The organism is Hymenobacter sublimis (assembly GCF_023101345.1).
GTDB classification, from domain to species: Bacteria; Bacteroidota; Bacteroidia; order Cytophagales; family Hymenobacteraceae; genus Hymenobacter; species Hymenobacter sublimis.
The window spans coordinates 731,581-751,750 of the sequence record NZ_CP095848.1; the positions used below are offsets into that span (position 1 = coordinate 731,581).

At 55.4% G+C, this 20,170-nt stretch carries 18 protein-coding genes; 7 read left to right on the forward strand and 11 right to left on the reverse strand.

Annotation, left to right across the window (positions count from 1 at the left end):
- Positions 1-21: 21 nt before the first annotated feature.
- From MWH26_RS20230 to MWH26_RS03180, 4 genes are all read right to left on the reverse strand, one after another.
- Positions 22-861, reverse strand: coding sequence for a hypothetical protein (locus tag MWH26_RS20230; protein WP_375374029.1), 840 nt, complete (start codon positions 859-861; stop codon positions 22-24).
- Between the two features lie 193 nt (positions 862-1,054).
- The gene (locus tag MWH26_RS03170) at positions 1,055-1,327 is read right to left on the reverse strand and encodes a hypothetical protein (RefSeq protein WP_244695192.1); all 273 of its coding nucleotides are present in this window, start codon (positions 1,325-1,327) and stop codon (positions 1,055-1,057) included.
- A gap of 220 nt (positions 1,328-1,547) precedes the next feature.
- Positions 1,548-2,738 (reverse strand): proline dehydrogenase family protein, encoded by a 1,191-nt coding sequence (locus tag MWH26_RS03175; RefSeq protein ID WP_247976017.1) that lies wholly within the window; start codon positions 2,736-2,738, stop codon positions 1,548-1,550.
- A gap of 296 nt (positions 2,739-3,034) precedes the next feature.
- Positions 3,035-3,490 carry a hypothetical protein gene (locus MWH26_RS03180; RefSeq protein ID WP_247976018.1) on the reverse strand — a complete coding sequence of 152 codons (456 nt, stop codon included), beginning with the start codon at positions 3,488-3,490 and terminating at the stop codon, positions 3,035-3,037.
- Positions 3,491-3,626: 136 nt separating this feature from the next.
- On the opposite strand from MWH26_RS03180, the gene aroB reads away from it, so the two are divergent.
- Positions 3,627-4,655: a 3-dehydroquinate synthase gene (gene aroB / locus MWH26_RS03185; protein WP_311136878.1), complete on the forward strand. Its 1,029-nt coding sequence runs from the start codon at positions 3,627-3,629 to the stop codon at positions 4,653-4,655.
- 57 nt (positions 4,656-4,712) lie between these two features.
- The gene (locus tag MWH26_RS03190; protein WP_311136879.1) at positions 4,713-6,029 is read left to right on the forward strand and encodes a 3-phosphoshikimate 1-carboxyvinyltransferase; all 1,317 of its coding nucleotides are present in this window, start codon (positions 4,713-4,715) and stop codon (positions 6,027-6,029) included.
- Between the two features lie 76 nt (positions 6,030-6,105).
- Here the strand turns inward: MWH26_RS03190 and MWH26_RS03195 are convergent, their stop codons facing one another.
- The 5 genes from MWH26_RS03195 to MWH26_RS03215 form a co-directional block, all read right to left on the reverse strand.
- Complete coding sequence (locus tag MWH26_RS03195; RefSeq protein ID WP_247976019.1) at positions 6,106-6,909, reverse strand: helical backbone metal receptor; 804 nt, start codon at positions 6,907-6,909, stop codon at positions 6,106-6,108.
- Between the two features lie 115 nt (positions 6,910-7,024).
- Entirely contained in the window at positions 7,025-8,095 is a 1,071-nt protein-coding gene (locus tag MWH26_RS03200; RefSeq protein WP_247976020.1) for a M42 family metallopeptidase, read from the reverse strand.
- Positions 8,096-8,202: 107 nt separating this feature from the next.
- Positions 8,203-9,771 (reverse strand): acyl-CoA carboxylase subunit beta, encoded by a 1,569-nt coding sequence (locus tag MWH26_RS03205; RefSeq protein ID WP_247976021.1) that lies wholly within the window; start codon positions 9,769-9,771, stop codon positions 8,203-8,205.
- 168 nt (positions 9,772-9,939) lie between these two features.
- Positions 9,940-12,564 carry an ATP-dependent Clp protease ATP-binding subunit gene (locus MWH26_RS03210; RefSeq protein ID WP_247976022.1) on the reverse strand — a complete coding sequence of 875 codons (2,625 nt, stop codon included), beginning with the start codon at positions 12,562-12,564 and terminating at the stop codon, positions 9,940-9,942.
- A 122-nt stretch (positions 12,565-12,686) separates the two neighbouring features.
- On the reverse strand, positions 12,687-13,334 hold the full coding sequence (locus tag MWH26_RS03215) for a WbqC family protein (RefSeq protein ID WP_247976023.1): 648 nt from the start codon (positions 13,332-13,334) through the stop codon (positions 12,687-12,689).
- Between the two features lie 250 nt (positions 13,335-13,584).
- On the opposite strand from MWH26_RS03215, the gene MWH26_RS03220 reads away from it, so the two are divergent.
- The gene (locus MWH26_RS03220; protein WP_247976024.1) at positions 13,585-14,469 is read left to right on the forward strand and encodes a hypothetical protein; all 885 of its coding nucleotides are present in this window, start codon (positions 13,585-13,587) and stop codon (positions 14,467-14,469) included.
- On the forward strand, positions 14,466-15,383 hold the full coding sequence (locus MWH26_RS03225) for a lysophospholipid acyltransferase family protein (protein ID WP_244695202.1): 918 nt from the start codon (positions 14,466-14,468) through the stop codon (positions 15,381-15,383). Before MWH26_RS03220 ends, MWH26_RS03225 begins: the two co-directional genes overlap by 4 nt.
- Positions 15,384-15,460: 77 nt before the next feature.
- On the opposite strand, the gene MWH26_RS03230 is transcribed toward MWH26_RS03225, so the two are convergent.
- Together MWH26_RS03230 and MWH26_RS03235 are read right to left on the reverse strand one after the other, a co-directional pair.
- Positions 15,461-16,090: an L-threonylcarbamoyladenylate synthase gene (locus MWH26_RS03230; protein WP_247976025.1), complete on the reverse strand. Its 630-nt coding sequence runs from the start codon at positions 16,088-16,090 to the stop codon at positions 15,461-15,463.
- Positions 16,091-16,293: 203 nt separating this feature from the next.
- A complete protein-coding gene (locus tag MWH26_RS03235) occupies positions 16,294-17,313 on the reverse strand; it encodes a T9SS type A sorting domain-containing protein (RefSeq protein WP_247976026.1) in 1,020 nt (339 codons plus the stop codon).
- A 130-nt stretch (positions 17,314-17,443) separates the two neighbouring features.
- Here MWH26_RS03235 and mltG point away from each other — a divergent pair, with 130 nt between their 5' ends.
- The 3 genes from mltG to MWH26_RS03250 all read left to right on the forward strand — a co-directional run bounded on the left by mltG (position 17,444) and on the right by MWH26_RS03250 (position 20,139).
- Positions 17,444-18,520, forward strand: coding sequence for an endolytic transglycosylase MltG (gene mltG, locus MWH26_RS03240; protein WP_247976027.1), 1,077 nt, complete (start codon positions 17,444-17,446; stop codon positions 18,518-18,520).
- 73 nt (positions 18,521-18,593) lie between these two features.
- Positions 18,594-19,079, forward strand: coding sequence for an acyl-CoA thioesterase (locus tag MWH26_RS03245; RefSeq protein WP_244695206.1), 486 nt, complete (start codon positions 18,594-18,596; stop codon positions 19,077-19,079).
- A gap of 97 nt (positions 19,080-19,176) precedes the next feature.
- The gene (locus tag MWH26_RS03250) at positions 19,177-20,139 is read left to right on the forward strand and encodes a YihY/virulence factor BrkB family protein (RefSeq protein WP_244695207.1); all 963 of its coding nucleotides are present in this window, start codon (positions 19,177-19,179) and stop codon (positions 20,137-20,139) included.
- Positions 20,140-20,170 lie beyond the last annotated feature (31 nt).

The following is a 20,170-nucleotide window of genomic DNA, read 5'->3' on the forward strand; positions in this document are numbered from 1 at the left end:
TAAGGCAAATCTGTTGCCAGACTAGTAGCGGCGTACTTTGTCGCCGCTGTTACGGCGGAACTCTTCTTCAAAGTAGCGAGCATCATCCTCGTTACGAGGACGTACGCCCATTACAATGTTGCCGTTTTTCACGTCGCTTTCGTACTCAGCGGCATGCTCCTCAGGAATACCGGAGCCTACCAGAGCACCTACTAAGCCGCCCGTCAGGCCACCAGCACCGGCACCAGCCAGAGCAGCAGCAATAGGACCAGCAATTACAAGACCAAGACCGGGCAGTGCTACCGAGGTACCGATAGCAGCAATGGCACCGATAATAGCACCAGCGGTACCACCAATGGCCGAGCCTACACCAGCACCTTCCATGGCCTTGTCGCCAAGCTCAGTGTCAGGAGTGTGGTCACCGAAGTGAGTTTTGCGGGTGTCATCCGACATCAGCACGTTTACATCATCTTTGCTGTAGCCGCGCGAAGAAAGCGACTGATAAGCACGCTCGGCGCTAGCACGGTCGCGGAACGAACCGTAGGTAGAGCTATTGCCCGTCATGGCGCGACCTGCGTCGCTGGCGGCATTCTGCACGGCATCAATGCCAGCACCTACTGTTGCACCAGCCGAACCGGCCATAGCAGCACCCTTCTGGGTAGCGCTGTAGTCGTGGTTGGGGTTGCTGTCAGAGTTGCTGTACGAAGAAGAACCTACACCACCCTGGTTAGCCGAGCTACCCGTGCTAGAGTTGCCCATGTTGCCGCTCGAAGTGCTGCTGCCCGTGCCGGCACCAAAGCCAGTGCCGGGGGTGTCGCTGCCGTAGTTAGCGCCTGAACCAGTACCAGTGTTCGTCGGGTTGATTGAATCGTTGGTGTTCATGAGGGGTGGAGTTGAGTTTGAATGGAAAAGGAGAGAGTACTCCGAAGTGGACTATAAATGGAAAGAAAAGTCCAACATCGGTTTCAGGAGTGCTTAACGGTAGCTCCTCAACTCAGGTTGCAGAAATAATTCTGCCTTTCCTTAACAAAACCACTCAAACAACGCCTCTACGAACATGTAAAGAGCTTTTCGCTCACGCAAATTTTTCAAAATTGCTGCTATCCTTCCAAAAATCACGGCATTCTCGGCGCGTGGTTTTCAGAAAATCTTCCTGTTGCTTTAGGCTGCGCCATTCCCCCATTCCCAGCCGTTCGCAGAGCTTGTAAAAGTTATCACCTTGGCCTTTTGAGCCTTCTACCTTTACTAGGCAACTCAAAATAGGCCGGCCCGCCCGAAACTCAGTTTCCGAGATTTCGGCCAGAATTTCGTTAAGACGGGCTTTTTCATGTGAAATATCCAGGTTCAAGCCTAGTTCAGCTTCCTGAACTAGGTTTAGGTAGCTAGTGGTGCCTACCTGAGTGCGGGCAAAACGAATTAAATGGCTGCGTACTCGGCCGATCATGAGCAGGGGGTGGTGGGAAATGGAAAGCGGAATGTAGTGAAAAAAACACCCGCTACCGTAGGACAAAACCACGGTAGCGGGCGGGTGCTAACCAAAACTGTGCCGTTCAGCTATATAGCAATAGCTAAGATGCTTTTCGGCGGCTCATTTCTTTCTGAATCAACAGGAACTCCCGGCTGGTCTGGCCAGCAATGGCAGTATTTTCATCGGCCCGGCGAAGTAGGTAAGGCATTACTGCTTCTACAGGTCCGTAGGGCACGTACTTAGCCGTGTTATAGCCCGCGTGCGCCAAATTGTAGCTTAGGTTGTCGCTCATGCCATAGAGTTGGGCAAACCATACTCGGGGGTCATTGGGCCGCAAGTTGTGCTCTTGCATCAACTCTGTGAGTAATAAGGAGCTGGCCTCATTGTGTGTGCCGGCACAGATACTAATTCGGTCCACGTGCTCGATGCAGTAGCGCAGGGCCTCATTATACAAATCGTCGGTGGCCTGCTTGCTGGGATTAATGGGGTTCATGCGGCCCTGTTGGCTGGCCACACGGCCTTCCTTTTCCATGTAGGCGCCCCGCACCAGCTTGCCCCCCAGGTAGTACCCTCCGCGTACAGCACTTTCGTAGGCCTTTTTAATGGCGTCGAGCCGGTCGTGGCGGTAGAGTTGATAGGTGTTCCACACAATGGCCGACTCGCGGTTGTAGCGCTGCATCATCTCGTAGGCCAGCTGATCGATGGTTTCCTGAAACCAGCTTTCCTCCGCATCAACAAACACCCGGACACCATACTGATGAGCCCGTGCGCAAATAGCGTTAATTCGCTTTTTGGTGCGTTCAAAGCTGGCCTGCTCAGCCTGGGAGAGGGCTGTGCCGCGCTGCACCTTCTCCAAAATAGCCGCGTCGCCGACTCCCGTTACTTTAAATACAGAGAAGGGAATATTTTGCGAGCGGTGCGCCAAATCGATAGTGGCCAGTAGCTCGGTAGTGGTGGCATCAAAGCTTTTATCATCGCCTTCTCCCTCCACCGAGTAGTCGAGGATGGTGCCGATGTGGTAGCGGCCCAGTTCCTGAATTACGAGTAAGCACTCCTGAATGGACTCGCCCCCGCAGAACTGCTCGAAAATAGATTTCTTAATGAGAAACTTAGTACCGGGCAGGTGCCATTTCAACGCAGCCTTCATGAGGCCACCGCCGGTTTTAACCAACGAATTATTATTCATGGCGGCGAACAACGCGTACATTTTGCGCAGCTCCCCATCAGACTTGGAAGCGAAAGCAACTGCGGTATCGTCGAAGGAAATAGGCGGGGCTTGGGTAACGGGCATCGGTGGGTGGTGAGGTAGGGTGGCCAGCGGGTAGAAAATCTGCCTGCAAAGATAGCCGCTAAACATTGTTTCCGGACGGATAGTTGCCCCGTACCCTGCTGCCCGTTGGCTAGCAAGCCAGACGAAAAGCCCCACCGCTAATGTGCCGTTCCGAAAAGGACTTGTTAGCTACCTGAGCAGGGTAGTTACCGTAATGCCTGCTTGCAATTTCCACTACCTAGTGCAGCTGTATCCGTCACTAGGTTATCCTAACTACACAAAGTACTTGCTTAGGTATAGTATTGCCTGCTAATGTTTTATAAGCCTTTCTGCTCACTGGCTTGCACTGAAACCTCGGGAGTAGCCCGGATGTACATGTGGTCCGATGTCTTACCACTAGCATCCTGCAAGTGCAGCCGATTACCTGATACAGAGTAAAATTGGTTGTTCTGATAACCCCGATAGATAATGACGTGACGAGCCGGCTTGCCGAAGCCACTGGTAACCCGACGGACCGAAAAAGCAGCCGCACTTACCAACTGCCCATCCTGGTAGAAGCGGGCCCGGCCCCGGCGGTCAAACTCTACAATTACCCGATGGCCCGTATTAGTAGGGGTGAGGCTGTGTTGGCTGTCATTGGCGGTTTGTTGCCACTCCCAGCGACCAACCAGTTTCTCCTCCACCGTCGGTACGGAGTCCCGGTTACATGCCCCCAGCAGGAAGCTGCTACCAGCTAAAAGCATGACGAATACGCCACGAGTAAAACTAGTCATAACGGAATAGAAAGTAAGTTGCATTAGGATGATCGGAATCCAGGCTGAATAGTTGCATCAAAGCAAGCTATTTTTGTCCGATTTCTTTTAACGGGAGAACTAGTTTTTTTAAACACATTTTATTTTGAACGAAAACGTGTTCTTAGGAACCGAGGCCCTAGCAACGCTTGCCGCTTTGGTTTCCCGGCCCGCAGTAACTCAGGTATTTGTGCTCGTAGACACGAATACTGCTCGCTACTGCCTGCCGCTACTGGAAAGACAGCTGCCGACGGGGTTTACCCCTATTGAAATTTCGGCGGGAGAAGAATATAAAACGCTAGCTACCTGCGAAACCGTGTGGGAAGTACTCACGGAGGCCCGTGCCGACCGCCACGCCCTGCTCGTAAACGTCGGGGGCGGAGTCCTGACGGACCTTGGCGGTTTTTGCGCGGCTCTGTACAAGCGCGGTATCTCGTTTGTGCAAGTGCCTACCACCTTATTGGCCCAGGTAGATGCCAGCGTGGGCGGAAAAACCGGCGTTGATTTCTTAGGCTTTAAAAATCAGCTGGGAGTTTTTCAGGAGCCGATGGCCGTGTGCATTGAGCCGCGCTTTCTGCAAACCCTGGATCCTCGCCAGTTGAAGGCTGGTTATGCCGAAATAGTAAAACACTGGCTGATTGCCGATGCCGCCGCGTTTGCCCGTAACCGCCGGATTGGTATCCTAGTGGACGACTGGACTCCGCTTATTCAGGAATCCGTAGCCCTTAAGCAGCGTATTGTGGCCCAGGACCCACTGGAAAGCGGCCTGCGCAAGCTGCTTAACTTCGGACATACCGTTGGGCACGCCTTGGAAAGCTACCTGCTCACGCAGCCCGGTCGTGAGATTTTGCACGGTGAAGCCGTTGCAGCGGGCATGATCTGCGAGGCGTGGTTAAGCCACCACAAGGGCCTCCTCAGCGACCTGGAGTTGGACCAAATCGAAACCTTCCTGTTCTCAATTTATGATAAGGTGCAATTCGTGACTCTGGAAACGGAGGCTATTGCAGATTTTGCGAGGCAAGACAAAAAGAATGCAGGCTCGACCATCAACTGTACTTTGCTAGAAGGCATCGGTCAGGGAGTGTACAACCAGCCCGTCACAGTAGCGGAAATTGCGGAATCCCTGCGGTACTATCACCGCTTGTAAGAAAAGTAAGGCGAAGCTCCAGCTTCGTGAAGGCTGCTTATAGGCAGCTGACAGCACGTGTTACATCGAGGGCGAAGCTGGAGCTTTGCTCTACAAGCCTTCCGCATCATCAACTCCTCCATTGCACTTTCCTGGCCCGGCCACCCGCTGCGGGGCACGGCCCAGGTTCCGGCCTCTAAAAGCGAAAGCAACCGCGCCCTGATTATTCAAGCTCTAGCTGGGGGCGGTACCTTGTCTAACCTGTCCGATGCCAACGATACCCAACTGATGCAGCGGCTGTTACAGGAGCCCGCCGCCTCAGTAGTCGATGCTGAGGATGCAGGAACCGTAATGCGCTTTCTGACGGCTTACCTGGCCATGACCGGCCGGCAGGCTACGCTAACCGGTACCGCCCGCATGCAAGAGCGGCCTATTCAGGTACTGGTAGAGGCGCTGCGCCAGCTAGGAGCCCGTATCGAGTATACCGGCCAGGAAGGCTACCCCCCCTTGCGCTTGCTCGGCCGCACGCCCGAATCGGCCACGGAAGACTCAGATTTCACTGAACTCACCGTGCGCGGCGACATCAGCAGTCAATACATTTCCGCCCTGCTAATGATTGGGCCCATGCTGCCCCATGGCCTCCGGATCTGGCTGACGGGCAAAGTAGGCTCCCGCCCTTACATCCGCATGACCCAGGCCCTGATGCAGCACTTCGGGGCGCAGTGCCGCGACTTGGGAGAGGTGCTGGAAGTACGCCCGCAGGCCTATCAGCCCACTGACTACACGGTAGAAGGCGACTGGTCGGCGGCTAGCTATTGGTACGCCATGGTGGCGCTGGGGCCGGCTGGTTCTCACCTAACGCTGCCCACTCTGCGTCGCTACTCCTTGCAAGGTGACCAAGCCATTGTTGGTATCATGGAAAAATTGGGAGTGCGCACGGAGTTTCTGGCCGATGAAGCCGTGCGACTAACCCAAACAAACTCCGTAAGCCGCTTTGCTCAGGATTTTACCGACTGCCCGGATCTGGCCCAAACCGTAGCGGTAGTAGCGGCGGCGCTAGGGGTAGAGGTAGAAATGACCGGATTGGAAAGCCTGCGCATCAAGGAAACCGACCGGATTGCGGCCTTGCAAACCGAGTTGGCCAAGTTTGGGGGCTACCTCACCGATGAAGGAAGTGGCCGTTTCCGCGTGGAAGCCCCGGATTTTCAGGTAGCAGGCCAACAAGTGGCGACTTACCACGACCATCGAATGGCCATGGCCTTTGCGCCCCTGGCCCTGCGCGGTGCCCTAACCGTGGAAGCCCCGCAGGTAGTGCGCAAGTCCTACCCGCAGTTTTGGAAAGAGCTGGAAAAAGTGGGGTTCGTAACTGACCCCACGCCCGCCCCGGTTTACTAATAACCAGTCAAGTAGAGGCAGACCAGAGGATATAAAATGGGAAGGCCCGACGTGTAAACGGCGGGCCTTTCTGTTGCTACGAGGTGACAAGCTGCTGCAGATAAGCAGCTGAATGCAGCAAGCGGCTGCCGTACCAGCTGAACAGTTCCCCGTCAACGATACGTATTTCCGCTTCCGGGCAAAGCGCCTGAAACTCGGATAGGTGCTTAGCACTGAAGGGGTAGGGTTCCGATGAAAGCAGAATCTGGCGGGGTGCGGCTTGCAGCAGGTGTTGGGCGGTAATTTCAGGGTAGCGGCTCAAGTGGCCGAATACGTTTTGGTAGCCTGCCCGCGCCAGCAACTCGTCGATGAAGGTTCCGGCGGCTGCTACCATGTAGGGCTTGCGCCAGATGAAGTACGCTGCCGGAATAGGCGCCGCTGCTGCCAAAGCGGCAAAGGAACCCGCAATTGCCGCAGCCATCGGCTCGGCCCGGTGCTGCTGGCCTGTGAGTAGCCCTACCCGCCGAATCATCTCCAAAGCATTCGTTAGGGTAGTAATATCACTCATCCAGACCGGATAGTGCCTCGCCAGCTCCTCAATACCCTCCTGATAATTTTCCTCTTTGTTGCCAAGTATTAAATCGGGGCGGCAAGCGGAAATTTTGGCAAAGTCGAAATTCTTGGTGCCCCCAACAACCGCGGCCTGCTGCCGAGCCTCGGCGGGGTGAATGCAGAATTTGGTGACGCCCACTACCCGATGGCCCAGGCCCAAGTCGTAAAGCAATTCGGTCTGGGAAGGCACCAACGACACAATTCGTTGGGGCGGAAAGGGCACAACCACCCGACGGCCCATCTGGTCCGTGACAGTAAGCGGAAGGCTAAGCTCAGCCGGAGGTAGCATAAGATGAACTAAGACGCTCTGCAAAACGCCTGCTCCCGGCCAACTCCATCGTTTCTACGATGACGTGTTGACCGGGAGCAGACCTGGGGAGTAAAGTGAGAAAACAGGCTTCCGGCTAGCTAAAATATCGGAAGTCGTGGCCGTCTTCGATGCGCAGCAGGGTTTCGTAAATCAGCCTTGTTACGTTCTCTACGTCATCTTTATGCACTGTTTCTACTGTAGTGTGCATGTAGCGCAGCGGCAAGGAAATCAGGGCGGAGGCTACCCCCGCGTTGGAGTACGCAAAGGCATCGGTGTCGGTGCCAGTAGCCCGGGTTGCGGCTGCCCGCTGGAAGGGAATCTCCGCGCTCAGCGCCGTTTCAATAATAAGGTCGCGCAAATTGTTTTGCACGGCCGGCCCGTAGGTAACCACTGGGCCCTTGCCGCAGTGCAGGTCGCCGGAAGTCTTTTTCTCGTACATCGGCGCCTGCGTGTCGTGAATAACGTCGGTCACGATGGCTACATCGGGCTTGATCCGGTGAGCAATCATTTCCGCTCCGCGCAGGCCAATTTCCTCTTGCACCGCATTTACAATGTAGAGGCCGAAGGGAAGCTTCTTATCGTTTTCCTTCAGCATCCGGGCTACTTCGGCAATCATGAAGCCCCCCACGCGGTTATCCAGCGCCCGACCCACGTAGAACCGGTCATTAAGCACGGAAAACTCATCCTCGAAGGTCACTACGGAGCCCACATGAATGCCCATTTCCTCTACCTCCTCCCGGCTGGCAGCGCCGCAGTCCAGGAATACGGTTTCGATGGATGGGGCCTTGTCTTGCTCAACCTTGCGCACGTGAATAGCTGGCCAGCCGAAAACAGCCTTCACCAGGCCGTTTTTAGTGTGAATGTTCACCCGCTTGCTTGGGGCTACCAACGGGTCAGAGCCACCGTTTTTGCGTAAGTAAATGAAGCCTTCCTTCGTTATATAGTTAACAAAGTAGCTGATTTCATCGGCGTGCGCTTCAATAACTACTTTATAGCTGGCCTCCGGATTTACTACTCCCACTACCGTTCCGTACGTGTCCACGAAGTACTCGTCGATGTAGGACCGGATGTAGTCGAGCCATAGCTTCTGGCCTTCTTTCTCGAAGCCAGTGGGGGAGGGGTTGTTCAGGTATTTCTGAAGGAAGTCGAAGCTTTCTTGACGCATACGGATTGTCATTTCAGGCGCAGCAAAACGGGTGAAGTTTTAGCTGCAAATGAGGTTTTTCACGATGACAGGGCAGCAGAATAAGGGCGGTCAGCCCTGCCAGGGTATTAGAGTGGGATGTTCCCGTGCTTCTTACGCGGTAGGGTATCTACTTTGTTTTCGAGCATTTTAAACGCCCGGATGAGCTTCTGGCGCGTTTGCGAGGGCAAAATGACTTCATCCACGAAGCCGCGGTGGGCGGCGCGGTAAGGAGTAGCAAACTTCTGCTGGTACTCATCCACCTTTTCCTGGAGCTTGGCCTCCGGATTTTCGGCCTGGGCAATTTCGCGCTTGAAGATGATTTCGGCCGCCCCTTTGGCACCCATCACCGCAATTTCCGCGGTGGGCCAGGCGTAGTTCATATCAGCCCCAATATGTTTGGAGTTCATCACGTCATAGGCTCCGCCATAGGCCTTGCGGGTAATGACGGTAATGCGCGGCACGGTGGCTTCGCAGAAGGCGTACAGCAGTTTAGCACCATTGGTGATAATACCGCGCCACTCCTGGTCGGTGCCGGGCAGGAAACCGGGTACATCCTCCAGCACCAACAGCGGAATGTTAAACGAGTCGCAGAACCGCACGAAGCGCGCCGCTTTCGTGGAGGCATTAATATCAAGCACGCCGGCTAGCACGGCCGGCTGGTTGCCCACAATGCCAATGCTACGCCCACCCAAACGGGCAAAGCCTACCACAATATTCTCGGCAAAATTCTGATGCACTTCCATAAAGGAGCCAGCATCAATAATCCCTTCCACCACTTCCCGAATATCGTAGGGCTGATTAGGGTTTTCGGGGATGATAGTATCCAGCACCGGCCGCGACTCATCCGGGCCAGCTTCATAGGGTAGGGCCGGGGCCGTTTCCTCGCAGTTCTGCGGCATGTAGCTCAGCAGGGCTTTCAACTGATTAATGCAGGCCACCTCGTTCGGAGCCGTGAAGTGCGTGACGCCGCTCTTGGTGGAGTGGGTGCTAGCCCCGCCTAGCTCTTCACTAGTGACGTTTTCGTGCGTTACCGTCTTCACTACGTTCGGCCCGGTCACGAACATGTAGCTCGTGTCTTCCACCATCAGAATGAAGTCGGTAATGGCTGGCGAGTAAACTGCGCCACCTGCGCAGGGTCCCATAATGGCCGAAAGCTGCGGTACTACCCCCGAAGCCAAGGTATTCTTGTAGAAGATATCAGCGTAGCCCCCGAGGCTAACCACTCCTTCCTGGATACGGGCCCCACCCGAATCGTTCAGCCCAACTACCGGCGCGCCGTTCTTCATAGCCAAGTCCATAATCTTCACAATTTTCTCGGCGTGGGTCTCGCTCAACGAGCCACCGAAAACCGTGAAATCCTGGGAGAAAACGTACACCAGTCGGCCGTTTACGGTACCGTAGCCTGTCACTACCCCGTCGCCGAGGTAGTACTCTTTGTCCAGCCCAAAGTCCTTGGAGCGGTGCATAACGAATTTGCCAATCTCCTCAAACGAGCCTTCATCTAGCAGTAGGTCTATCCGCTCACGGGCCGTAAGCTTGCCTTTTTTGTGCTGGGCGTCAATGCGAGCCTGGCCCCCACCAAGCAGGGCCTCTTGGTTTTTGCGGTCGAGGATTTCGAGTTTGCTCAATTGGGCTTCCGTGCGGGATTCAGACATTGGGTGGGCTTGAGAGAGGTCAAATATGCAACTACGGGTAAGAAGTCAAAGGTACACACCGGTCAAGAAAAGCCACACCCGAATTCTGAGGGGCTTTAGGGAAATTGTGAAAAATGAAAACGGCCGATTCCCGAATGGGAACCGGCCGTTTTCATTCATCAAGGACAATTACTCGCCTTTCTTCTTCGAGTCTTTCGGCTCATCGTCGTTTGGTTCGGGAGTTTCCTCCGGCCGCTCGTCGCTGGCGAGGTTGGGCGTTTCACCGCTCTTGCTCACGGCAAAGGTTAGCTCCTCGGCGCCGGCTGCGTAGTCGGCTGTGATGACGTCGCCCTGCGCAATTTCGGCTTTCAGGATTTCCTCGGCAATCGGGTCTTCGATATACTTCTGGATAGCCCGGTTCAGGGGACGCGCACCGTACTTGGGGTCGTAGCCTTTTTCAGCCACGAAGTCCTTGGCGGCATCGGTCAGCTCTACGCGGTAACCCAACGTCTGGATACGGCTCAACAGCTTATGCAAGCTGATGTCGATGATGCGGTGAATATCGGCCTTCTCCAAGGAGTTGAAGACAATCACGTCGTCCAAACGGTTGAGGAACTCCGGTGAGAAGGTTTTCCGCAGGGCATTGGTGATAGTGCCCTTGGTCAGCTCATCCATATTCTCCTGACGGGCCTTCGTGCCGAAGCCGATGCCCGCGCCGAAGTCCTGCAGGTCACGTGCCCCGATGTTCGAGGTCATGATGATGATGGTGTTCCGGAAATCCACCTTGCGGCCCAGGCCGTCGGTCAGGATACCGTCGTCCAGCACCTGCAGCAGCAGGTTGTATACGTCGGGGTGGGCCTTCTCGATTTCGTCGAGCAGGATGACAGAATACGGCTTGCGGCGGATTTTCTCTGTCAGCTGGCCACCTTCTTCGTAGCCCACGTAGCCGGGAGGCGCGCCCACTAGGCGCGAGATGCTGAACTTCTCCATGTACTCCGACATGTCAATCCGCACCAGCGAATCTTCCTTATCGAACAGGTAGGTAGCCAATACTTTGGCCAGCTCCGTCTTACCTACGCCGGTTGGGCCCAGGAATACGAACGAACCGATCGGCTTTTTGGGGTCTTTCAGGCCCACACGGGTACGCTGGATGGCTTTCACCAACTGCTTGATGGCCTTATCCTGGCCAATCACCTTACCCTGTAGCTCCTCGCCCATATTGAGCAGCTTGTGACTCTCCTTTTGAGCAACGCGGGAAACGGGAATACCGGTCATCATGGCAATAACCTCGGCCACGTTCTCCTCTTTCACCGTGTAGCGCTTCTTCTTGGTCTCCTCTTCCCAGTCTTTCTTAGCCTGGTCGAGCTGATCAATGAGCTTCTTCTCAGTGTCGCGGAGCTTAGCGGCTTCCTCGTATTTCTGCGACTTCACCACGCGGTTCTTCTCCACCTTGATGTTCTCAATCTGCTCCTCGAGCTTGAGAATATCTTCGGGTACCACGATGTTGTTGATGTGCACGCGGGCACCGGCCTCGTCAAGAATGTCGATGGCCTTGTCTGGCAGGAAACGGTCCGACATATAGCGGTCCGACAGCTTCACGCAGGCCTCGATGGCCTTATCGGTGTACAGAACGTGGTGGTGGTCCTGATACTTGTCCTTGATGTTGTTCAGGATTTCGATGGTTTCCTCGGGGGTAGTGGGGTCTACCATTACCATTTGGAAACGACGAGCCAAAGCACCATCCTTCTCAATGTACTGGCGGTATTCATCAAGCGTGGTAGCGCCAATGCATTGAATTTCGCCACGAGCTAGGGCTGGCTTGAACATGTTGGAAGCGTCCAGCGAACCGGAAGCACCGCCAGCACCTACAATTGTGTGCAGCTCGTCGATGAACAGGATAACATCGGGCGACTTTTCCAGCTCGTTCATCACGGCCTTCATGCGCTCCTCAAACTGGCCACGGTACTTAGTGCCAGCTACCAATGAAGCAAGGTCAAGCGTAACTACGCGCTTACCAAACAGCACCCGCGACACCTTCTTCTGGATGATGCGCAGAGCAAGGCCTTCGGCAATAGCCGTTTTACCAACGCCAGGCTCACCAATCAGGATAGGGTTGTTCTTCTTGCGGCGCGACAAGATTTGAGCAACACGCTCAATCTCCTTTTCGCGGCCCACAATGGGGTCGAGCTTGTCTTCCTCGGCGAGCTTGGTCAGGTCGCGGCCGAAGTTGTCGAGCACAGGCGTGCGCGACTTCTCGTTGCCTTTCTTGGGTGCCGCACCGGCCCCGGCGCCACCACGGCCCTGGCCGCCGCTTCCGAAGAGGCGGTCGTTATCGTCGTCGTCGGCCTCGGGGCCGTTGGTGGGGTTGTTCGCCGTGTTACCGTGGTAGTCCAGCGAATCGCGCACAGATTCGTAGTTCACGTTGAATTTGCTCAAAATTTGGGACGAAATATTATCCTCATCGCGCAGAATCGACAGCAGTAAATGCTCGGTGCCGATAATTTCGCTCTTGAAGATTTTGGCCTCGAGGTAGGTGATCTTGAGAACCTTCTCGGTCTGTTTGGTGAGCGGGATGGAGCCAGTGATGCTCGTGCCCTGCGTGGCCGTGTTGCGGGTGGCTTGCTCCAGGGCGTACTTCAGCTCGTCCACCGATACACCCAATTTCTTGAGCAGACCAATGGCCGTGCCTTCCCCTTCGCGAATCATGCCCAGCAATAAGTGTTCGGTACCGATATAATCGTGCCCGAGCCGGATGGCCTCTTCCCGGCTCAGGGAGATGACCTCCTTGACTCGATTTGAGAATTTAGCTTCCATGCAGATAAGGTAGTGAAGAAAAACGGAACCCCGCCAGGGTAAAAGAAGCCACTAAAACGGGTTTGGCCGATGTAACCTGAAAACAGATTGTGTCGGGCGAAGGTTCGGAGGCGGCAATAGCACTACGCAAGAAAACTGCCGGCGGCCGGGCCCTGCATAAATAGCAGGTCTAAGATGCTGAGTCCCGGTACAAAATCTTTACCAAAGGACTGTGGGTAGGGATGAACCGACTTCCTGTCAGGTCCGGACGAGGCGGAGTCTTTTGGTGTCAGCCAATCGCGCCGGTCACGCACAAAATCGGGGGCTAAGGGTGAGTCGAAAGCAGGAAGGAGGGGAGGGGAGTACTCTGCCGTCAGGTGAACGGGTAGCCGCAGCCGTAGGCAGCGCAGGTAGAACCTAATCAGCAGCAAGTTGAGGTCGAACAGAAGCTGAGGTTTCTGTACGTAGATGTCGTGCAGATAGTCGGCATAATATTCAAAATACGGTGTACCACCATACGCGGTTTGCAAGGTGCGCCAATGCCGATGCACCCAGTTTTGGCGGTAATCTATTTCAATTGCCGAAGTCAGGACCTTTTCGCTGCGGTTGCCATCCACTACGGGTACCGTGAGGGGCTGCACTCCCTGGGCCGTCAGGAGTAGGCAACGGTTGCGGTAGGTTTGCTTGCGGTAATTATCGTGAGCTTCCAGCCATAAGGCGTCGGCCCCGAGCAATTCGGCAAAAAAAGCAGCGGGTGGGTTGTACTGCGACTCAAATAGAACGGAAGGCATGTAAAAGGGAAACGCGAAACAGTAAGCTGGGAAAGTAAAGGGTGAGCTGCGAAACAGAAAAGTAGATACCTAAACAGAGTTGGAAGTTGCAGCAAACTCAGGTCAGATAGGTTGCTTTCCAAATATGAACCTGCCAATGACAAAACTGGGATGAGGCAATTGAAACGCTGCTTTAAGCTGGCGCGTTTGCCCGTACATATTTCCCCACGTAAGCGTTTGGGGAATACATTCAGCCTGTTACTCTGACACTATGTCGTTTTTATTTCGTGCCCTGCTGCTTTTGGGAGTTCTGGGGTTAAGTATGGGGTCGGCCACCGCCCAGCATCAGGTGCGCTTGGATGTGGCTTCCTTTCGCAACGATGACATAGCCGTGAAGGGAGGCGTAGTGGAAATCTACGTGACGGTTTCTGGCAAAAACCTTACGTACCAGCGGCGCGGGCCCAAACTATTTCAGGCCGCATTCAACGTTACCTTGGAGGCAGTGCGCAACGACGGCACGGCCGTCTACCAGGAAACAGTAACGCTCAAGCCGCCAGTACTGCGCGATACTACGGCTGCCATCAAAAATCCGCTGAGCTTTCAGAAGCGCATCAGCTTGCCGGAGGGCCGCTACACCTTGCGGGCCCACATGCGCGACCAGTACCGTGCCGCTAACGTGGATATAGTGGAAGTGCCTCTAATAGTGGAGTTTGGGGTAGGAAAGCCCCTGCTAAGTAGCGTGGTGTTGCTGAGTCGGCCCGCGAGCCGCTCGGCAGTAGAGGCCAATAATTTTATTCGTAATGGACTGAGCTTAACCCGGGCAGCTGGCGGACTGTATGCGCGCGGCATGGATAAGCTGTATTTTTACGCCGAGCTGTACAACGCTCCGGCCGGGCAGGCCCTGAACGTGCGCTACCGGCTTCGGGCACCGAAAGGTTCGAAGGACGTTACTACCGGGCAGGCCTCGGCTACGGCTGCGCAGGGCAAGCCCACGGTAGTAACTGGGGAGCTAGACCTGAGCAAGGTGCCCGCTGGCGACTATAGCTTGAGCGTAGAAATCCGTAATTCCAAAAATCAAGTGCTTAGTATCCAAACAACCTCCCTGCGCCGTAACCCGGCCGATTATGCGCCCGCCGGGGCAGTAATGCCCCGATGAAAAAAACACCTATTATCAAGCCTTACCCGTGGTATTACCGCCCGCTGGAGTGGCTGTTGCTGGGCCTCTCTAGCCTACCGCTATCGGTGTTGTATGGGATTTCCTCTGGCCTGTACCTGCTGATGGCCTACGTCGTGCGCTACCGGCAGCGGGTGGTGCTGGAAAACTTGCGCAACTCATTTCCGGAAAAGTCAGACGCTGAAATTGCGCAGTTGGCCCGGCAATTCTACCGGCACTTCTCCGAGGTAATGGTAGAAATATTAAAGCTAGCTACCATGCCCGCCGCCGAGCTAAAACAGCGGGTCCTGTTCCGTAACGTGGAGGTAATGGAGCGGCACTTCGCCCAAGGGCGCACGGTGCTTGGGCTTTCCTCGCACGCGGGCAACTGGGAATGGGTTCTAACGTCGGGGGCTACTTGGCTATCGGCCCATACGGATGGCGTGTATAAGCCCCTGAGCAACCCGTTCTTCGAGAGCTTTTTGTACCACCTGCGCACCCGCACCGGCTCCGGGCTGATTCCGATGCGGGATACCCTACGCGACATGGTGCAGCGCAAGGGCGAAGTTCGGGTAGTGAGCATGCTTTCTGACCAGGCCGCTGGCCCCGAGGACCGGCCGTACTGGACGACTTTCATGAACCAGGAGTCTGGGTTTTACACCAGCGCTGAGCGACTGGCCTCTCGCTTTCACTGCCCGGTAGTGTACGTAAGCATTCAGCGACTACGGCGCGGCTACTACGAAATCATCCTTACGGAGCTGTACGATGGAGACGCCCCGCTCCCGGCCGGCAGCTTCCCAATTACCGATGCCTTTGTGCAGCAGCTAGAGCGGGATATTCGTCTTTTTCCCGCGGACTACCTCTGGACTCACCGCCGGTGGAAGCACAAGAGGCCAGCACTGGAAAGCAAAGCGTAGTATACGTGTATGAAAAAGGCGCGGGCGCATCCGTTGAGTAGGATGCGCCCGCGCCTTTTCTGTTGCCTGGGGGATGGTTACAAGTACTGCTCAATATCTCCCACACCCTGCCGGACGATGTCGAAATCTTCATTAGTACAGTCGACGACGGTGCTGGCGATGTTGTTGCCGAAGCCGCCATCAATCACTAAGTCTACCAGCGGCCGGTACTTCTCGAAGATGAGGTCAGGGTCGGTGCTATATTCCAGAATCTCATCCTCATCGTGAATAGACGTCGAAACGATGGGGTTGCCCAGTTCGCGCACCAATCCGGTGCAGATGTTATTGTCGGGCACCCGAATACCCACGGTTTTGCGCTTCACACCGCCGTAGCGAGGGGCCTTGTTACTGGCTTCAAAGATGAAGGTGAAAGGACCAGGTAGCGCTTTTTTCAGCACCTTGTACACGGGCGTCGTAATGCCGGTAGCGTAGTCGGTGATGTGAGATAAGTCGGAGCAGATAAAGGAAAGGTTGGCCTTTTCCGGATGCAGGCCCTTGATGCGGCAGAGCTTTTCCACGGCCCGGGCATTATGAATATCACAGCCTAGGCCGTACACCGTATCGGTAGGATAAATAATGACGCCGCCTTTGCGAAGTATTTCTACAGCTTGCGCCAAGCGGTTCTGGGGCGGATTGTCGGGGTGGATGCGGAGCAAGGTTGCGGACATAGCGGAAGCGTGGGTTGGATGAGCAGTCAGCCCGGGGCCAATTAGCGGCGGGGCGGTCAAGGTACAAGCAGAAGCAGGAACCTGCTACTCTTTTCGATAAAAACACCCGTGGGGTTGCCCTCCGGCTGTCAATGGCTCCGCAGTTCCTACAAAAAAGCCCCGACACCAAAGTGCCGGGGCTTTTTTGTTGGGGCATGGTAGCCTTATTGCTTGGTTACCTTGTGGGTCGTGAACGTGTCGCCGTTCTGCACCAGCAAAATATAGTTGCCAGCCTGCAAAGGCCGTAGGCTAAACGTGCCATCGGCAGCGGCAGTGCCGCGCAACACTACCCGGCCCGTGAGGTCGGATACGGTTACGGCGGCTTTTTCAGCGCGGCCCGCTACCTGAATGGTCACAACCTCTGAAGTGGGGTTAGGGAAAACTGCTACGTTGCCCGCGCCACTTGCCTTGCGACTGCTGAGGGTAGTGGTGCCCGTGGACAAAGCAAAATTATCAACCGCGAGCAGGGCATCAGACCCCGCGTCGTCGTTGTCGCGCCACCGTATCCACATAGTGGTGTTAACGGGCCAGTTTAGGTTGGTAATAGAACCGCTAATAGCTCGGTTATTCGCTGCCGCGTTGCCATCTGAGGGTGCTGCAGTAGTCGTGGTGGTAGCCAGCTCAACTAAATCCAAGGCGGTTACAGGCGTCCAAGTGCTAGTTGTGCCACTCTCAAGGTTTGTAGCGTTCAGGCTATACTCAAATACCACCGTTTCATTAGCCGTGTTATTGCTGCCTGCACGCCACTGCTCTAAGCGGGCTGCAATGTTCACTTGCGTAACGGTTGCACCCGTGTTGTTAATGAAGGCCGCACCGAAAGCAGGTATGGTGCTACCTGAACCCAACGTGCCGAGTGCGCGGTCAGTACCCGCGTTGGGGCCAGCATTGTATACGGCTCCTGCAGTGCTACCGTCGGCTAGTACAGTGGGCGTAAGGGCTTCATTGATAACAGCCGTGGTGTTAGTGGCGCCACGGCCGTAGCGTAGGCCTGCCCAGCCGGCCGGATAAGCGGTGCCGGTAGCACCCATGCCGTCAAAATTCTGAGAGTAAACAGCGCCGGCCGTAACGCTAACAGGAGTAGGTCCGGTGGGCGTATTTTGGGCCGAAGCTGAAACGGCGCTGGCACTCAGGGTTAGGCCCAGCAGGCCGCGCATAAAAAATCCGAAAGAGTAGGGGTGTGCCATAGGTGTGAAAGAAGAAAAGGAGAAATGAAGAAACTGTACTTTTGAAGTTCAAAACTACCTCGAATCCGTTGGCTAATCCAGCTTGGCCGCGACGAGCAATGTTACCGTTTTGTTACTACCCTCTCTGCTCATGGCCAACACTCGCATCGATTACAAAGCCAAGGCCACACGCCGCCGCAACCGTTTTGCCTACGTCACCGGCGTTATCGGGTTGCTGCTCATTACGTTCTCATATTATTTCTACCAAGTCTTTTTCACCCCGAACGTAGAAACCAAAGGGCGGCCCACCTACGTGGTGGTGCGCCGCGGCGAGTCGGCCAAGGCCGTGCTTGACTCCATTGAGGCCACGGGCGTGATTGTGGATAAGCTCAGCCTGCACTTTGTGGCCCGCCTCATGAAGTATGAGCAGCTGGTGAAGCCCGGCCGCTATGAGCTCAAAGACGGCTATACCAACCGCCAGCTTATCAACGACCTGCGCACGGGTAGCAACAAGCTACCCTTACTCCTGACCTTTCAGAACATTCGGTTGCGTGAAGACCTAGCCCGCAAGCTGAGTACCACCATTGATGCTCAGCCCAGCCAGTTTGACTCGCTGCTTAGCTCGCCTGCGTACACCAAAAGCCTGGGTTTCGATACTACCAGCATCCTGACGATGTTTATTCCGAACACGTACGAGCTGCTTTGGAACACGTCCGCCGACAACCTCATGCGCCGCATGAAGAAGGAGTACGAGAAGTTCTGGACGCCGGAGCGCGACGCCAAGCGTAAAAAGCTGGGGCTTAGCCGTGAGCAGGTAAGCGTACTGGCTAGCATTGTGGAAGCCGAGCAGCAGCAGCACGCCGATGAGCGACCCCGGGTGGCGGGTGTCTACCTCAACCGCCTCAAGCGGGGCATGAAGCTGCAGGCCGACCCTACGGTCGTGTATGCCAACCACGACTTCACCATTAAACGCGTGCTGAACGTGCACCTAGCCAAGGATTCGCCCTACAACACCTATAAGTACGCGGGCCTGCCACCTGGCCCCATCAACCTGCCCAGCATTGCCAGCATTGATGCCGTGCTGAATCCGGAAAGCCACGACTACCTGTATTTCTGCGCCAAAGAGGATTTCAGCGGCTACCACGCCTTCGCCCGCAACGAGCAGGAGCACCTCGTAAACGCCCGCCGCTACCAGGCCGCCCTTAGCCGGGCCGGAATTATGAAGTAAGCAGGTAGTGTGCAGTTACTACGGTTCTGCCCTGCTAGCTGCCTGCTACCAACTGATAACCAAACGCTACCCCATGTATCAGTCCGATACCCATATTCGCGTTCGGTACGCCGAAACCGACCAGATGGGCTACGTGTACCACGGTAATTACGCCGCCTATTTTGAGGTGTGCCGCACGGAAGCATTTCGCCAGCTGGGCATCAGCTATAAGGATTTGGAGGCCGATGGGGTAGGGATGCCGGTGGGCGAAATCCGGACCCGCTTCCGCCGTCCCGCCCGCTACGATGACTTGCTAACGGTGCGCCTGTTGCTCAAGCAGCCCGCCGAGGGCTCGCGCATTCTGTTCGAGTACGAAATCTACAATGAGGCCCAAGAGCTTCTCACCGAAGGCCACACCCTGATGGTATTCGTGAGCATGGCTACAGGGCGACCGGTGGCTATTCCGGCTCACATTCAAACCAAGCTGGCCCCGTATTTCACCGACGACGAGACGGCCGGGCCCCTAACTCCACCCAAGGCCCCGGTGAACCCGCCTGCTCCAGCCGCTTTCCTGAAATAGCATAGGAGGGAGGCCGCCCCGCCAAACGTGCGCCCGGAACCACTCCCCACACCGGCGTAGTTAACCAGCTGCCCATACTTTTTTCCGCCTTCTACTTATGCGCCTTCCCGTTCGCCGATACCGAATGCCCGATGTGCGCCGGCGAAGAAGCTACCGCCGGTTTATCGTGTTCCTGAAGCAACTCCGGTTTCATGGCGGCCGGGCTTCGGTGTATGATGTGGTCGACCGGCTACTGCAGGAAATCAAGCTCGATGGCATTGCGAAACGGGCCAGCTACATGGCCTTCAACTTCACCATTGCCATCTTTCCCACCATCATTTTCCTCTTTACCCTCATTCCCTACATTCCCGTCCCGAACCTGAACCTGGATATTCTCCAGTTCCTGTCCGATTTAATTCCGCGGGAAATGTACCTGGCCGTGTCTGGTACCATTGAGGATATTGTGAACATTCCGCACGGCGGACTCTTGTCCTTCGGTTTTGCTACCGCGCTGGTCCTCAGCTCCAACGGCATCATGGCCTTGCTCGACGCTTTCGAGAAAAAGTACCCCTCCTTCAAGAAGCGCACTTACGTGCGCAAGCGCGTCATTGCCACCCTGCTGACGGTAGTATTGTCGTCGGTGCTGCTGTTCTCAGTAGCGGGTATCTTTTTCGGAACCTACATTATTGACGCGCTGGTGTACCACGAAATCGTGCCCGAACACTTGACCGACCAGCTAATTGCTTTGCTGCGCTACGGTTCTGTGGTGGGGCTTTTCCTGCTTACTACCTGCCTAGTATACTACTATGTACCGCCAGTACACGATAAGTGGCCTTTTCTATCGGCTGGGTCTGTGGTAGCTACCCTGCTCATCTTTCTGGTGTCCTTTCTCTTCATTCTCTACGTGAAGATATTCGACAGCTACAACCACTTCTACGGCTCTATTGGCACGCTGGTAGGGTTTATGGTGTGGCTAGATTTTGTGTGCATGACCCTGATTCTGGGCTTTGAGGTGAACGTGAGCATTGACGCCGTTACGGGTCGGCTGAAGCGCCAACTACCGGTACCTGCTTCTAAGTAAACCCTTACTGACTGGGACTGAGTGAATAAGA

Bases quoted from the DNA above. Each gene is read 5' to 3' on its own strand.
- MWH26_RS03225 (WP_244695202.1), top strand. From the start codon at position 14,466: ATGAAAAAAACACCTATTATCAAGCCTTACCCGTGGTATTACCGCCCG.
- MWH26_RS03195 (WP_247976019.1), bottom strand. From the start codon at position 6,909: ATGCTACCTCCGGCTGAGCTTAGCCTTCCGCTTACTGTCACGGACCAG.
- MWH26_RS03175 (WP_247976017.1), bottom strand. From the start codon at position 2,738: ATGCCCGTTACCCAAGCCCCGCCTATTTCCTTCGACGATACCGCAGTT.
- MWH26_RS03245 (WP_244695206.1), top strand. From the start codon at position 18,594: ATGTATCAGTCCGATACCCATATTCGCGTTCGGTACGCCGAAACCGAC.
- MWH26_RS03200 (WP_247976020.1), bottom strand. From the start codon at position 8,095: ATGCGTCAAGAAAGCTTCGACTTCCTTCAGAAATACCTGAACAACCCC.
- MWH26_RS03180 (WP_247976018.1), bottom strand. From the start codon at position 3,490: ATGACTAGTTTTACTCGTGGCGTATTCGTCATGCTTTTAGCTGGTAGC.
- MWH26_RS03250 (WP_244695207.1), top strand. From the start codon at position 19,177: ATGCGCCTTCCCGTTCGCCGATACCGAATGCCCGATGTGCGCCGGCGA.
- MWH26_RS03210 (WP_247976022.1), bottom strand. From the start codon at position 12,564: ATGGAAGCTAAATTCTCAAATCGAGTCAAGGAGGTCATCTCCCTGAGC.
- MWH26_RS03230 (WP_247976025.1), bottom strand. From the start codon at position 16,090: ATGTCCGCAACCTTGCTCCGCATCCACCCCGACAATCCGCCCCAGAAC.
- MWH26_RS03235 (WP_247976026.1), bottom strand. From the start codon at position 17,313: ATGGCACACCCCTACTCTTTCGGATTTTTTATGCGCGGCCTGCTGGGC.
- MWH26_RS03215 (WP_247976023.1), bottom strand. From the start codon at position 13,334: ATGCCTTCCGTTCTATTTGAGTCGCAGTACAACCCACCCGCTGCTTTT.
- MWH26_RS03220 (WP_247976024.1), top strand. From the start codon at position 13,585: ATGTCGTTTTTATTTCGTGCCCTGCTGCTTTTGGGAGTTCTGGGGTTA.
- MWH26_RS20230 (WP_375374029.1), bottom strand. From the start codon at position 861: ATGAACACCAACGATTCAATCAACCCGACGAACACTGGTACTGGTTCA.
- mltG (WP_247976027.1), top strand. From the start codon at position 17,444: ATGGCCAACACTCGCATCGATTACAAAGCCAAGGCCACACGCCGCCGC.
- MWH26_RS03205 (WP_247976021.1), bottom strand. From the start codon at position 9,771: ATGTCTGAATCCCGCACGGAAGCCCAATTGAGCAAACTCGAAATCCTC.